The organism is Denitromonas iodatirespirans (assembly GCF_018524365.1).
In the GTDB taxonomy this organism is placed as follows: domain Bacteria; phylum Pseudomonadota; class Gammaproteobacteria; order Burkholderiales; family Rhodocyclaceae; genus Nitrogeniibacter; species Nitrogeniibacter iodatirespirans.
In genome coordinates this window covers 244,413-257,244 of the sequence record NZ_JAEKFT010000005.1, presented here as the reverse complement: position 1 = coordinate 257,244, position 12,832 = coordinate 244,413, and the positions used below count along the sequence as shown (strand labels likewise).

The 12,832-nt window shown below is 69.1% G+C and carries 13 protein-coding genes; 2 read left to right on the top strand and 11 right to left on the bottom strand.

Going from position 1 to position 12,832, the window contains the following annotated elements; translation table 11 throughout:
* Positions 1 to 132: 132 nt before the first annotated feature.
* The 4 genes from I8J34_RS06780 to I8J34_RS06765 all read right to left on the bottom strand — a co-directional run bounded on the left by I8J34_RS06780 (position 133) and on the right by I8J34_RS06765 (position 4,921).
* Complete coding sequence (locus I8J34_RS06780; protein WP_214360630.1) at positions 133 to 1,233, bottom strand: DUF1513 domain-containing protein; 1,101 nt, start codon at positions 1,231 to 1,233, stop codon at positions 133 to 135.
* Entirely contained in the window at positions 1,223 to 2,269 is a 1,047-nt protein-coding gene (locus I8J34_RS06775; protein ID WP_214360629.1) for an imelysin family protein, read from the bottom strand. The genes I8J34_RS06780 and I8J34_RS06775 overlap by 11 nt, the downstream gene beginning before the upstream one ends.
* A gap of 1 nt (position 2,270) precedes the next feature.
* On the bottom strand, positions 2,271 to 3,707 hold the full coding sequence (locus tag I8J34_RS06770; protein ID WP_214360628.1) for a di-heme oxidoreductase family protein: 1,437 nt from the start codon (positions 3,705 to 3,707) through the stop codon (positions 2,271 to 2,273).
* A 71-nt stretch (positions 3,708 to 3,778) separates the two neighbouring features.
* Entirely contained in the window at positions 3,779 to 4,921 is a 1,143-nt protein-coding gene (locus I8J34_RS06765) for an imelysin family protein (protein WP_214360627.1), read from the bottom strand.
* A gap of 542 nt (positions 4,922 to 5,463) precedes the next feature.
* On the opposite strand from I8J34_RS06765, the gene I8J34_RS06760 reads away from it, so the two are divergent.
* Positions 5,464 to 6,123, top strand: a complete 660-nt coding sequence (locus tag I8J34_RS06760) for a lamin tail domain-containing protein (protein WP_214360626.1) — start codon at positions 5,464 to 5,466, stop codon at positions 6,121 to 6,123.
* A gap of 16 nt (positions 6,124 to 6,139) precedes the next feature.
* On the top strand, positions 6,140 to 7,072 hold the full coding sequence (locus tag I8J34_RS06755; RefSeq protein WP_214360625.1) for an SdiA-regulated domain-containing protein: 933 nt from the start codon (positions 6,140 to 6,142) through the stop codon (positions 7,070 to 7,072).
* A gap of 60 nt (positions 7,073 to 7,132) precedes the next feature.
* Here I8J34_RS06755 and I8J34_RS06750 read toward each other — a convergent pair whose 3' ends face one another.
* The 7 genes from I8J34_RS06750 to I8J34_RS06720 form a co-directional block, all read right to left on the bottom strand.
* Positions 7,133 to 8,056 (bottom strand): hypothetical protein, encoded by a 924-nt coding sequence (locus tag I8J34_RS06750; RefSeq protein WP_214360624.1) that lies wholly within the window; start codon positions 8,054 to 8,056, stop codon positions 7,133 to 7,135.
* Complete coding sequence (locus I8J34_RS06745; protein ID WP_214360623.1) at positions 8,053 to 9,450, bottom strand: sodium:solute symporter family transporter; 1,398 nt, start codon at positions 9,448 to 9,450, stop codon at positions 8,053 to 8,055. The genes I8J34_RS06750 and I8J34_RS06745 overlap by 4 nt, the downstream gene beginning before the upstream one ends.
* Positions 9,451 to 9,481: 31 nt before the next feature.
* Positions 9,482 to 10,447, bottom strand: coding sequence for an arsenosugar biosynthesis radical SAM (seleno)protein ArsS (gene arsS / locus I8J34_RS06740; protein ID WP_214360622.1), 966 nt, complete (start codon positions 10,445 to 10,447; stop codon positions 9,482 to 9,484).
* Positions 10,448 to 10,534: 87 nt separating this feature from the next.
* Positions 10,535 to 11,290: a pseudouridine synthase gene (locus tag I8J34_RS06735; RefSeq protein WP_214360621.1), complete on the bottom strand. Its 756-nt coding sequence runs from the start codon at positions 11,288 to 11,290 to the stop codon at positions 10,535 to 10,537.
* A gap of 1 nt (position 11,291) precedes the next feature.
* On the bottom strand, positions 11,292 to 11,489 hold the full coding sequence (locus I8J34_RS06730; protein ID WP_214360620.1) for a zf-HC2 domain-containing protein: 198 nt from the start codon (positions 11,487 to 11,489) through the stop codon (positions 11,292 to 11,294).
* A complete protein-coding gene (locus I8J34_RS06725) occupies positions 11,483 to 12,088 on the bottom strand; it encodes a sigma-70 family RNA polymerase sigma factor (RefSeq protein ID WP_214360619.1) in 606 nt (201 codons plus the stop codon). The genes I8J34_RS06730 and I8J34_RS06725 overlap by 7 nt, the downstream gene beginning before the upstream one ends.
* A gap of 133 nt (positions 12,089 to 12,221) precedes the next feature.
* Positions 12,222 to 12,806, bottom strand: coding sequence for a superoxide dismutase (locus I8J34_RS06720; RefSeq protein WP_214360618.1), 585 nt, complete (start codon positions 12,804 to 12,806; stop codon positions 12,222 to 12,224).
* Positions 12,807 to 12,832 lie beyond the last annotated feature (26 nt).

The window sequence follows — 12,832 nt, the reverse complement described above, 5'->3', positions numbered from 1 at the left end:
CTACTTCGACCGGCTCGGCGTACCTCGGCTCTCATGACCTCAACTGCTCGAACCGCCCGGTGCGGACCCGCATGCCGGGTGGTGTGGGAGGGGATCGGTCAGAATACCTGACCGCCCCTATCCCGATTGTGCTCAGCCCACGGCCAGTGGGCGCGCCGCGTGGTTGTCGAGCGCGACCGGATACCGGCTGTGACTGACGATGCGCGGGCCCTGCGGGTCGATGGTCCACACGTCGCCGCCGTCGCCGGTGGCCACGAGTTGCCTGCCGGCACGGGTGAGGGCGCACACGCGCGGCGTGTCGAGCGTACCGACATGGCGGCCGCCGGTGGTCCACAGTGCGGTGACGCCGGCGGTCGACGCGCTGAGCGCGAAGTGCCCGTCGATGGCCATGACGTCGCCGGCATAGCCGCCGCAACGCGCGCGCGTGGCCGCGTCTGCCTCGGCATAGACCAGCGCCTCGCCCTGTACCCGCGCCAGCAATGGCCGGTCGGGGCCGCCTTCGTTCTGCAGGGCGACGCCGATCGCGCCGTCCGCCGCCTGGGCCGCGTGGCGCACGCTCATCCAGGGGTCGGGCAGGCGCAGCTGGCGGAGGATCTGCCCGGATGCCGGGTCGAGGATCACCAGCGACGGATCCATGCGGTCGAGGTTGCGCTTGACGCGCCCGGTCTCGGGCAGGGTCAGCACGCCGCCGATCGCCACGGCCAGCGTGCCCTCGGCCAAGCGCTTGATGGCATGCGGGCCGATGCCGGCGGCGTCATGGCGACCCAGGCGGGCCAGGCTGTCGGTGTCGTAGACGCCGACATGGCCGCGCCCGGTGATGAGGTCGGATTCGGTCGCATACAGCCGCCGGCCATCGGCGCTGAAGGCGAAATGCCCTTCGAGGCGGATGTCGTCGAGCGCATCGCCGGTGTCGAAACGGGCCAGCGTCTTGCCGCTGGCGACATCCCAGCGCACCAGGAAGCGGCCCGGACGCCGCGCCACGACGATGGCGCTGCCGTCGTTGGCCGGATGCCAGAACACGTCGTGCCCGCGCGCGGGCAGCGCCAGCGCGGTGCTCATCGCCTGGCTGAGGCCGGCGAAAAAGTGGCGCGGCCGGGTGGGGTGGTCGGCCCAGCAGGTGAGCAGTGCCGCGTGAGCGGGCGCCGGCACGGCCGCGGCGAGACGGGGGTGGGCAAGCACGACCCCGGCGGGCAGGGCGGCGAGCAGGCGCCGGCGGGTGTGGTCAATCGCCATCGCTTTCTCCAAAGCCCACCGAGACCCGCAGCGCGTCGGCAATGTCTTCGGCCAGCAGGCGCTGCAGGCGGCCGAGGGCCTCGATCAGCGATGTGACGGCGGGCACAGCAGCCTCACGATCGAGCGGGTCCGGCAGGGTGTCGATGGCCTGGTCCACCGCCGCGCAGCGCGTTTCGAGCGCGGCGGTCAGGCGGATCAGGCCGCGGCCGAGCATGACGTCCGACAGGCCCCGCGTCTCGCCGTCGCCGAGCAGCCCGGCGCGCAGCGATTGCCAGTAGCGGGTCAGCCCTGCGCGTGTGTTGGCACTGCGCCAGGCGTCGAATTCGGCGCGGCGGCCTTCGCCGAGGGCTTTGTCGAGGTATTTGAGGCGCAGGGTTTCGACGCTGCCGATCAGGATGTTCACGCCATCGGTCAGCCGCGGGCCCTCATCGGCGTCGTCGTCCGTCGGCAAGCTTGCCAGCCAGTTGCGCCAGGCTGCCGGCAGCGGGGCGAGCGCCTCATCCAGATCGGCGGCCATCCAGCGGGCGTAGGCACAGCGCTTGGCGTCGGCGAGGGGCGCGTCGCCGAACAGCAGGTATTCGAGCGCGGGCAAACCGCGCGCGCTCAGGCCGATGCGGGCGGTGTCGCCCGGAGAATTTGCATACTGCGCGATGGCCGCTTCGATCTGCGGCGGCCGTGTCGGCCAGAAGTCGATGCGCCGCAGGATGCGGGTGTCGAGCGCCGGGCCGAAGGGCAGCGGGGTGAGGGCGCGCAGACGCGTGTGGGCGGTACGCCAGGCCGTCCGTGCCGCTGCCAGACCGGCCGCGTCGGGCGCCTGGCAATAGGCATCGATACGCGCCTTGAGTTGCCCGGCCTGGGCGGCGAGCGCCGCATAGCCGGGCGCCAGGCGTTGCTCGCCGAGCGAGGCGAGCCACTGCGCCGGCGCAAGAATGGGCGCGGCGATGCGGGTGGCGGTGTCCGCCGCGCTGGGGGCGGCGCCAACAGGGGCCGTGCCGATCAGTACAGCCGCGAGCAGGGCGATCCGTGTCGAACGCATGTCAGAGCGAGCCCACGAAACGCACCAGCGCGTCGCGCTCGGCGCGCGACATGCGCAGCACCTGCGCTCGCGCGCCCTCAGCCTCGCCGCCGTGCCACAGGATGGCTTCGAGGATGTTGCGGGCACGCCCGTCGTGCAGCAGCATGCTGTGGCCATTGACCGTCGGGATCAGCCCGATGCCCCACAGCGGCGGCGTGCGCCATTCGCGGCCATCGGCGGCGAAATCGCTGCGGTTGTCGGCCAAGCCCTCGCCCATGTCGTGGAGCAGCAGGTCGGTGTAGGGCGTGATGGTCTGGCCCGACAGCTCGGGGAAACCTTCGAGCTTGCCCGTGACATGGCGCGGCACATGGCAGCTGGCGCACTGGGCGGCATGGAACAGCGCCTCGCCATGTCGCACCTCGGGGGCGTCGGGCTGGCGACGTGAGGGCACGGCCAGCGTGGTGGTGTAGTAGATGGTGCGTTCGAGCGCGCGTGCGTCGATGTCGGTGGCCGGTTCGCCGCGCCCCTGTCGCCACTGCGACTCTTGCTGCTGGCGGGCCTGGCAGTCGGCCTGCGCGGCCATGCATTCTTCGTGGGGGAAGAGTGGCGAGGTGACGCCGATATCGCCGTTGAATGCGCCGGCGGTCTGGTGGGCGACGGTGCCGACATTGGCCTTCCAGCCGAAGCGGCCGATGACCCAATCCTGGCGCACGGCGTCCCACACCCGGTTGGGGCGGCCGGAGATGCCGGCGCCCTTGCGTGCCTGGCGCTCGGCGATGGCGCGCAGATCGGCCTCCGGGATCGCTTCGAGCAGGCCCAGCCCGATCACTTGCGGGGCGACCCGCGGCGAGACGCGGGTGTCCGGATGCAGCGGGCCATAGGCCAGATCGGTCATCTCGTAGCTGGGCTTGCGCAGGCTGTAGGGCGTGCCGTCGGCGAAGCGCCCCGGCTGCTCGGTGTAGCGGATGGTGACCCGGCCCTCGGGCTGGACGGTGTCGACCGCCTGGTTGTTGAACTGCCCGCCATAGGTCGGCTCCGGCACCACGCCGGCGCGGCCGCCATCGCCGGGGATCGACAGGCGCAGCAAGAGGCCGACCGGCTGCTCGGTATTGACGCCCTCGGGCGCCGGCGGCGGTGCGCCGCGTCCGTCGAGCAGGTGGCAGCTGGCACAGGCGCGGGCGATGAAGTGCGGGCCGAGGCCGTCGCGGCCGGTGGTCGAGGCCGGCGCGGCGACCCAGTTCTTCTTGAAGAAGGAGTTGCCGATGAAGAAGGGCGTCTGCCGATCGACGTCGAGATTGGCTGCGGGGTTGGAGAAGGCGTTGCGACCGTGGTCGGGCGTGGTGGTGTCGCCGCCGGGCAGGGCGTTGGCCGGATCGGTGCCGTCGGCGGCGGTGGCCACGAGGGCGGCGCTGCCGGCGATGAGCAGGCCGAAGGCCAGGGGTTTGAAGAACGGGGTCATGGATTGGCTCGCGGGTTGCGGGAGCGGTGCGCCGACGGGGCGCACCGCTTGGCTGGCTGTTCCGGAGGTGCTTACTCCGGCAGGGCAGTGTTCAGTCGCTTGATGCCGAGCGCACGGGCGGCTTCGACCAGGCCCTCGGTCTGGCTCTTGAGGGCGACGACGGTGGCTTCGACCTTGCCGCGACCGGCGCTGCCGGCGAGGATCGCCTGATCGAAAGGCGCCGGGATGGCTTCGGCCGCGCTCACCGAGGCGGCGATCTGCTGATCCACCTTCTTGGCGACGGCCGCATCGCGCGCGGCGACCAGGTCGCGTATGCCGGGGCCGCCCAGCGTGCTGCCGTCGGCGCGCACATACTGCCCGCGCCATACGTTCTGGATGCCTTTGGCGTTGGCCACGATGTCGCGATGGGTGTTGTCGGAGAAGCAGGAGTGCTCGTCTTCCTGGCTTTGCGAGTCGAGGGCCACCTCGATGCGCTCGCCGGCCAACTCGCCGCGGCTGAGGATGCCGATGGCCGAGACGATCTTGGCCAGGCTGCCGGTGTCGGCGACGAAGCGGGCGCGGAAATTCTTCTGGCCCGGCGCCCAGGCCTGCTCGAGGCCGGCGAGGTCAGCGACCAGCAGATCGGTGACCACCTTGAGGTAGTGCCGGCGGCGGTCGGCGTTGGCCGCCTTGCCATCGACGAAATCTTCAACGCTGCGCTGGCCCGGCCCGTCGGCGCTCAGATCCTGGCCCCACAGCAGGAACTCGATGGCGTGCCAGCCGGTGGAGATGTTCTCTTCGCCGTCCTTTTCGTTCAGCGCCGACAGCGCGTCGGCGGTGATGGCCACCTCGGGTTTGTTGATGATGCCGGCCGTGGGCGCGTTGGCCACGCCGTCCACATAGGCCTCATCCATCGGCCAGGCGTTGATGCGCCCCTCGGGGCCATCGGTGCCGTCGATCGGGCCGCCGTAGAAGCGGAAGGCTTCGGTCTGGCCGTACTGTTCGCGGGCGGCGAGCCAGGCCTTGCGGGCGGCGAGCAGCCCGTCCTGGCTCGGCGCGGCGACAAAGGCGTCGACCGCTGCCTGCAGCTTGCGGGCACCGTCGAGCGTGTCGGCGTAGCTGGCGTGCACCAGTTCGCCATAGTGCTTGAGCACTTGCGCAGGCGTGGCCGGCGCGGCGAGGGCGGTGCATGAGAGCGTGGCAGAGAAGAGGGCGGCGAGTGCGGTCAGGCGCATGAAAGAGGCTCCTAGGAGGACGGTGACAAGGGGGCGGAGGCGGTCGAGGCCGCATCGCGGGTCAGGGCTACCGAATCCGGCGCGGCGGGGGGCTGCGATGGTCGGTGGTGTGATGGTTTTCCGGGTGCCGGCAGCGGTGCCGTGCCATGTGCTGCGCGGCCCGCCGAGGGGGGGGCCGCAAAGCGGCTGACATCGCGGCGACCGGTGTCAGGGCGAGTCCTGGGTGGGCGGCGATGTCGGTGGTCACAGGCATGGCGAGACGATCCGGGGGCGGTCGGCGTGGGGTAAATCAATGTCCGAGATCAAGAATGCGCATGATAATGCGAATTGTTTGCATTGTGCAATTCTGCGACTGGAATGCCGATTGACGTACCGAGGCGGGTCGGCAAGGCGGGCGGGCTGGCGCCGCCGGATGCCGGGGCGATGCCGAAGGGCGCCTCCGCCTGTCGTCGAATCGTCATCTGCCGCCGCTAGCATGGCGCCATCCACGACCGACGCGGGTGTGTCGGCGTGGCCCGAAAAACATGAACGAGGTCAGTCAGATGAAAAAGGCACTTTGCGGTTTCGGTGTGGCCATGATGATGTCGGGGTCCGCGTTTTCGGCGGCGGATATCCAGATCACCGAATGGATGTACAGCGGCAACGGCGGCGAATTCGTCGAGTTCACCAACATGGGCGACATGGCGATGGATCTCACCGGCTGGAGCTTCGATGACGACAGTCGCCAGGCCGGCGTGTTCGATCTCTCCGGCTTCGGGCTCGTGGCCGTGGGCGAATCGGTGATCATCACCGAGAGCGCGGCGGCGGATTTTCGCGCCGACTGGTCGCTGGCGGCGAATGTGAAAGTGCTCGGCGGCTACACCAACAACATCGGCCGTGGCGACGAGATCAACCTGTTCGACGCCGGCGGCAGCCTGATCGACCGGCTCACCTATGGCGACCAGGTCTTCCCCGGCACCGTGCGCACCCAGAACGCCAGCGGCAATCCCTTGAGCGCCGCCGATCTGGCCGGCAACACCGTGACCGCCAACTGGGCGCTGGCCACGGTGGGCGACGGCTTCGGCTCCTACGCGGCGGCCAGCGGCGATATCGGCAACCCGGGCTTCTACGTGGCGGCGCCGGTGCCCGAGCCCGAGACCTACGCCATGATGCTGGCCGGCCTGGCGCTGGTTGGCGGCATTGCCCGTCGCCGCGCGCGCTGACCGGAGGCGCGACATCATGAAACTCATGCACTGTCTCGTCGCCCTGGCGGCGCTTGCGGGTTCGGCCGCCCATGCGGCGAACTCGATCGATCTGTCGTCCTACACCGTCACCGGCAACTACGCTCTCGACACGCACGGGACGCTGGGCCTGGAGGCCTCGGCCGTCACCTATGCGCGCGACCGCAACTCGCTGTTCTTCGTCGGTGACGAAGGCGGAGGCGTGGTCGAGGTCTCGTTGACCGGCCAGACCCTGTCGTCGATGAGCTTCAGCGGCTGGCCGGCGGCGACCCGCCATAACGACGCCGAAGGCCTGACCTACCTCGGCGGCGGCGTGCTGGTGGTGGCCGAGGAGCGATTGCAGGACGCCTTCCGTTTCAACTACGTGGCCGGCGGCAGCGTGTCGCTGGCCGACGCGCCGTGGGCCTCGATCTCCGACTATGCCTACGCCAACAACGGCATCGAGGGCATCAGCTATGACCCGCGTGACGGCAGCTTCGTGTCGGTCAAGCAGGATAGCCCGATGGAAGTGCGCGCCGGCACCCTGAGCTTCGCTGCCGGCGGCGGCATCTCGACCATGACGCCGCTGTTCGACGCCAACCAGCTTGGTCTGAGCAGCCTGTCCGACGTGCAGACGCTCTCGCCCATCGATGCGCTGGCCGGCACGGCGGCGGCCGACAACTTGCTGGTGCTCAGCCTCGGCTCGCAGACGCTGCTGGAGATCGATCGTGCCGGCAATACGCTGAGCAGCTTCGATTTGTCGGGTGTGACGAGCCAGGCCATCGAGGGCGTCACGGTGGATGAACTCGGCCGCATCTACCTGGTGGCCGAGGATTCCGGCACGCCGAACTCGCGTCTGTTCGTGCTCACACCGGTGCCGGAGCCCGAGACCTGGGCGATGATGCTGGTTGGCCTCGCCGGCCTGGGGTATCGCCTGCGCCGTCGCGCCTGAGCGGCGATTCGCAGTTGGCAACGGCCGGGGCGTGATCCCCGGCCGTTGTCGTTGACGCCTTCAGCGCGGCGCCGCCTGGGCCAGATCGAGCGCGGGGCCGTGCGCGATGCGCGCGAAGTAGGACGCGTGGGCCGGGCTGCCGGGCGGCCAGTTGGCCAGGAAATCGGCCATCCACGCCGCGTGGTCGTACACCAGCGCCAGCGCCTCGATGCGCTGCCCGGCCCGTTCGACGCCATACAGCGCCTCGTGCGGCCCCGGTCGCCTACCGATGCGGGTGACGATGCCGTGATGCGTGTCGCGCAGGTTCGGCATGCCGGCCGCGCCGTTGTTGATCAGCACGCCCCACGACCACTGGCGGCACACCGGCAGGCAGGTGTGGGTGCTGGCGAAGACATCGACCTCGGCGGCGGCGAAGGCCTCGGCGAGCGCTGGCGCATGGTCGGGCTGGTCGACCTGCGCCAGATCGAAATCCCAGCCCGCCAGTGCCTGCGCGTCGCCGTGCACCACGCCCACACGCAGGCTGCCGACCTGGTAGCAGGCGAACATCGGCAGCGCGGCGAGCCGGCTGACGAGCTCGGGGTGGCGCGCCGCGGTGGCCTTGAGGCGGGCATGGATCCGGTTGGAGCGCTCGACCACGCCGGCGTCCACCGTCTCCGGATAAGCGCAGCCGCAGCCGACGTCGTCGGCGCCGGGCGCCAGCTCCGCCTCGACGTTGCCGAGGATCGCGTCATGCGCCAGCACCGCGCGGTTGATGCGCGCGAAGCCGGCGTCGTCGGCATTGAACCAGTTGAAATCGCCGTTGAAGCACACGCGCACCGGTCCAGGCTCGGCGGCGATCAGCGCCATCAACGCATCGAGCGCAGGGCCGTTGCCATAGAGCCCGCCGACCACGTACAGCGTCTCGGCCTCGCGCAGCGGCGCCGCGGCGATGGCTGCCGTACCGTAGCGGTAGCGCAGCGGGCAGACCCGGCCGGCCTCGCTCATGCGGCTTCGGCGGTGCGGCGGCGCTGGCCGAGTGCCAGCGGCAGCAGGAAGCCGGCGGTGCACAGGCCCAGCCCGTAGAGGTTGGTGCCCAGCAGCAGCCCGTACTTGCCGCCGCCGATGGCCCAACTGGCCGGCAGGGCGCCGAGGGCCAGCAGCACGCCGAGCGTCATGCCGGTCCAGAACGACAGGTGGAAGGATAGCGGCGAGTAGCCCACCCAGCGCGAGAGCAGGAACACCGGCGCCAGACCGATCACCATGGTGCCCGACAGCGTGGTGGCCTTGAGGATGTCGGTGCCGGCGATCATCGGCAGGTTGCCGAGCAGGGCGAACACCGCCATGGTCACCACGCCGTTGCGGATGGCACGGGTGCCCGGCGTCTTGCCGGCGAGCAGCGGCAGCTCGTGGGCCACCGATTTGGACAGCGAGGTGAAGGTCGAGTCCAGCGTCGAGGCGGCCGAGGAGATCATCACCACGGCCATGGCGAAGAAACCGGCCAGGCCGAGGCCTTTGGCCACCTGCGCCGGGGCGTTGCCGGCGGCGGCGATGCCTTCGAGCCGGGCATGCACGCCGACCAGGCTGAAGGCCAGGATGGCAACGAAGCCGAGCACCCCGGCGACGATGAAGGCGCGCAGCATGGTCTTCTCGCGGGTGATGAAGCCGCGGTCGGTGAGCACCGGGTCGTGGAAGGGGTAGGACAGCACCTGCAGCAGCGCCACCAGCAGCAGGTCGGCGCCGGCGTCGAGCGCGAAATTGCCTTCGGTGAGCAGCGCCACCGGGCCGTGGGTCGGCACGATCCAGATCAGCACCAGGGCGAGGAAGAGCACGAACACCACGGCCTGGATCACATCGGTGAAGATCGAACTGCGCAGCCCGCCCTTGAGGCTGTAGAGCAGTACGGCGGCGGTGAACAACAGCGCCGAGGCGATGAAGCCGAAGCTGCCGGTTTCGCCGTAGTAGCCGCCGACCACCGCGGTGTTGCTCCACACCTCGTTGTACAGGCGGATGAGGATCGCGGCCGAGAAGGCCATGGCGGCGAAACGGCCGTATTTACCGATCAGGAAGGGCACCAGCCCGGTGGCGCCTTCGCGGGTACGCAGCCGGTAGATGACCCAGCCGGCGAAGGGGATCGACAGCCAGTAGGTGGCGTAGGCCAGGCCGCCGACGATGCCGTAGGCGGCGCCGAGGTTGGCGGCGTTGGTCACCGACTTGGCGAAGATCCAGCTGATGAAGATGCTCATCATCAGGGCCCATGACGAGGCCGGCCGGCCCTTGGCGTCGGTGCCGCGGAAGAAGCCGCCTTCGTCCTTGACCCGCGGCGAGACGAGGTACATCACCACGCCGAAGACCACCAGAAAGCCCCAGAAATACACGCCCTGGATGTTGGAAAAATCCATGAGATTCCCCTCTTGTGTCGTGATGTCGCGATCAGCTCAGCGCGCCGCCGCAGCTCGAGCCCTGGCCGGCGGTGCAGCCGTAGCAGTGGCCGGCCACCTGGATACGGCCGCCTTCCAGCTGGGCGGCGCTGACCTCATGGATGGTGAGCGGCCGGCCCTCGGCGTCTTCGGTGTGCAGATCGAGCATCTGGTTGAAGTCGCAGTCGTACAGCTTGCCTTGCCAGTCGATGCTGATCTGGCTGCGGCACATCACGCCGGGCAGGTTGTCCGCGCGGTGGGCGGACTGCAGCAAGTCCATGTAGCGGTTGAATTCGCCCTTCGAGAGGAGGGTGGAGCCGAAGCGCTGGATGGGCATGTTGGCCAGGGTGAACAGCTGGTTGAAGACGATGCCGAAGTGCTCGCCCAGATGGGTCTTGTAGGCCGCTTCGAGGCTTTCCTGCGGGGGCGGCAGCGCGGCGCCCTGCGGGTTGTAGACCAGGTTCAGCGTCAGGCTGCTGTCGGGCCGGCCGTAACCCAGGGCATTGAGCTGCTTGAGGCCGGCGATGCTGGCCTCGAATACGCCCTTGCCGCGCTGGGCATCGACGTTGTCTTCGAGATAACAGGGCAGCGAGGCGACCACTTCGACGCCGTGTTCGGCGAGGAAGGCGGCCAGCGTCTCGTGGCCGGGCTCGCTCAGGATGGTCAGGTTGCAGCGGTCGATCACCTTCAGGCCGCGCGCGCGGGCGGAGATCACCAGACGGCGGAAGTGGGGGTTGAGCTCCGGCGCGCCGCCGGTCAGATCGAGGGTGCGCACTTGGGCATTGGCATCGACGAAGCGCAGGATGGCGTCGATGGTGTCGGCGTCCATCTCCTCGGTGCGGTTGGGGCCGGCATTGACATGGCAGTGCAGGCAGCGCTGGTTGCAGCGGTAGCCGAGGTTGATCTGCAGGGTTTCGATGCATGCGCGGGTCAGCGCGGGGAAGGCAGTCTGGCGAAGCAGGGGCAAGGTGGCGAGCATGCGCCGTCTCCTGTGGTGTCGGGTCGGCCGGTGTCGGGGATCGAGCGGCCGCGTGTGTCGACTCAGACCTTCGGGCCGCCGAAAAGCTTACAGCGCGTCGTGCCAGCCGAGTTGATCGAGCACGGCCATGAAATCGGCCGACGGTGGTGTGTGCAGATGCAGGCGTTCGCCGCTGTGCGGATGGTCGAGCCACAACTCGGTGCAGGCCAGCAGCAGGCGGGCGCTGCCGAAACGCGCGGCGAACATGCGGTTGTGCAGGCCCTTGCCGTAGGTGGCATCGCCGATGATGGGATGGGCGATGTGCTTGAGATGGCGGCGGATCTGGTGCTTGCGGCCGGTCTCGGGCGCCACTTCGAGCAACGCGTAGCGGCTGGTGGGGTAGCGGTCGACGGCGATCGGCAACTCGACCGTGGCCAGGCGCCGGTAGGCGGTGCGCGCCGGCTGGGGCTCGCTACGCGTGTGCGCGCCGACCCATTCGGCGGCGTCGCGCTGGCGGCTCAGGGGGTGGTCGATGAGGCCGGATTCGGGCGGATGGCCGCGCACCACGGCGACATAGCGCTTGTCCACCGTCTGCGCCTCGAACTGCGCGCCAAGCCGGCCGGCGGTGTCGGCATCGAGCGCGAACACCAAGAGCCCCGAGGTGCCGCGGTCGAGCCGGTGCGCCGGCCACACATGCTGGCCGATCTGATCGCGCAGCAGTTGCACGGCAAAGCGGGTTTCGTGACGGTCGAGCTCGCTGCGATGGACCAGCAGGCCGGCGGGCTTGTGGATGACGACCAGGTGATCGTCGCGATAGACGATCTCCAGCGGCGTTTCGTCCGCCGGCGGGGTGGTGCCGGACATGTCAGCGCTCGTGGGGCGTGTCGTCGCGGGCCGGCGGATAGCGCCGGATGGCGCCGCGCAGGAAAACCATCTGTTTGCGCAGGTTGGTGCAGCCCTTGCACATGGCCAGATGCAGTTCGAGCTGCATGCGCTCGACCACGCCCAGCGGGCGGTCCTGGGCTTCGGAGAGCAGGTAGGACACTTCCTTGCAGCTCAGCATGCCGGCGCCTCCCCGGAAAACCAGTTGGCCTCGAGGCAGCGGCGCAGGCCGTTGCGGGCGCGGTGCAGGATCACATGGCAGTTGCTCATGCTGATCGACAAGGTGGTACAGATCTCGTGGCTGTCGAGTTCGAGGAACTCGCGCATCATGAAGACCCGTGCGGTGTTCTCGGGCAGGCGGGTGAGGCAGGCGTCGAAGACGGCCCAGAACTGCTGCTCGCGCAGGGCGTCTTCCGGGTCGCCCCAGTCGGTCGGGCGGGCGGCGGGCGTCCAGTGTTCGTTGGCCTTGAACAGATGGTCGAAAGCGCTGTCCAGGCTCTCGCCCTCGGCGGCGTAGTCGCCGGCGCTGACGGTGCGCGAACGCAGCTTGATGGCGTCGATGACGTTGTTGCGCAGGATGGCGAACACCCAGGTCTTGACCGAGGCGCGCCCGGCGAACTGCTCGGCCTTGGCCAGGGCGGTGATCAGGGTGTCCTGCACCATGTCTTCGGCCAGATGGCTGTCGCGCAGCTGCAAGGTGGCAAAACGCAGCATGTCGGCGCGCAGCGCTTCGAGGGCCTCGGGTGTCACCTTCGGTGCGTCGGTGGAGGAAGTCGTCATCGTGGCGGATCCTTGGCGGGCAGCTACCCCGGGCAGGGCGCAGGATAGCACCAATTGCGCTCCGGCCGGCGGGCGGTGCGGGCATGAAAAAGGCCGCGACGGGCGCGGCCTTTCGAACTTGCCGGGGGATCGATCAGGCGAAGTTTTTCGCGGCGAAATCCCAGTTGACCAGGCTCTTCAGGAAGGTGGCGACGAAGTCCGGACGACGGTTGCGGTAGTCGATGTAGTAGGCGTGTTCCCACACATCGATACAGAGCAGTGCGGTGTCGGCGCCGGTCAGCGGGGTGCCGGCGGCGGTGGTGTTGACGATGTCGACCGAGCCGTCGGTCTTCTTGACCAGCCAGGTCCAGCCCGAGCCGAAGTTGCCCACGGCCGAGGTGGTGAAGGCCTTGGCGAAGTCTTCGAACGAACCCCACTTGGCCTTGATGGCATCGCCCAGCGCGCCGGTCGGCTCACCGCCGCCGTTGGGGGCCATGCTGTTCCAGAAGAAGGTGTGGTTCCACACCTGGGCAGCGTTGTTGAACACGCCGCCGGCCGGGGCTTTCTTGACGATGGCTTCCAGATCCAGGCTTTCGTACTCGGTGCCCTTGATCAGGTTGTTCAGGTTGGTGACATAGGCCTGATGGTGCTTGCCGTAGTGGAATTCCATGGTTTCCGCGGAGATGTGCGGGGCCAGGGCGTCTTTGGCATACGGCAGTTGGGGCAGAACATGTTCCATCGTTTTCTCCTTGTTGAGTCCTTGAC

What these genes read in the sequence shown, in the direction of transcription:
- I8J34_RS06780 (WP_214360630.1), bottom strand. Translation starts at nt 1,233, where the DNA reads ATGGCGATTGACCACACCCGCCGGCGCCTGCTCGCCGCCCTGCCCGCC.
- I8J34_RS06775 (WP_214360629.1), bottom strand. Translation starts at nt 2,269, where the DNA reads ATGCGTTCGACACGGATCGCCCTGCTCGCGGCTGTACTGATCGGCACG.
- I8J34_RS06770 (WP_214360628.1), bottom strand. Translation starts at nt 3,707, where the DNA reads ATGACCCCGTTCTTCAAACCCCTGGCCTTCGGCCTGCTCATCGCCGGC.
- I8J34_RS06765 (WP_214360627.1), bottom strand. Translation starts at nt 4,921, where the DNA reads ATGCGCCTGACCGCACTCGCCGCCCTCTTCTCTGCCACGCTCTCATGC.
- I8J34_RS06760 (WP_214360626.1), top strand. Translation starts at nt 5,464, where the DNA reads ATGAAAAAGGCACTTTGCGGTTTCGGTGTGGCCATGATGATGTCGGGG.
- I8J34_RS06755 (WP_214360625.1), top strand. Translation starts at nt 6,140, where the DNA reads ATGAAACTCATGCACTGTCTCGTCGCCCTGGCGGCGCTTGCGGGTTCG.
- I8J34_RS06750 (WP_214360624.1), bottom strand. Translation starts at nt 8,056, where the DNA reads ATGAGCGAGGCCGGCCGGGTCTGCCCGCTGCGCTACCGCTACGGTACG.
- I8J34_RS06745 (WP_214360623.1), bottom strand. Translation starts at nt 9,450, where the DNA reads ATGGATTTTTCCAACATCCAGGGCGTGTATTTCTGGGGCTTTCTGGTG.
- arsS (WP_214360622.1), bottom strand. Translation starts at nt 10,447, where the DNA reads ATGCTCGCCACCTTGCCCCTGCTTCGCCAGACTGCCTTCCCCGCGCTG.
- I8J34_RS06735 (WP_214360621.1), bottom strand. Translation starts at nt 11,290, where the DNA reads ATGTCCGGCACCACCCCGCCGGCGGACGAAACGCCGCTGGAGATCGTC.
- I8J34_RS06730 (WP_214360620.1), bottom strand. Translation starts at nt 11,489, where the DNA reads ATGCTGAGCTGCAAGGAAGTGTCCTACCTGCTCTCCGAAGCCCAGGAC.
- I8J34_RS06725 (WP_214360619.1), bottom strand. Translation starts at nt 12,088, where the DNA reads ATGACGACTTCCTCCACCGACGCACCGAAGGTGACACCCGAGGCCCTC.
- I8J34_RS06720 (WP_214360618.1), bottom strand. Translation starts at nt 12,806, where the DNA reads ATGGAACATGTTCTGCCCCAACTGCCGTATGCCAAAGACGCCCTGGCC.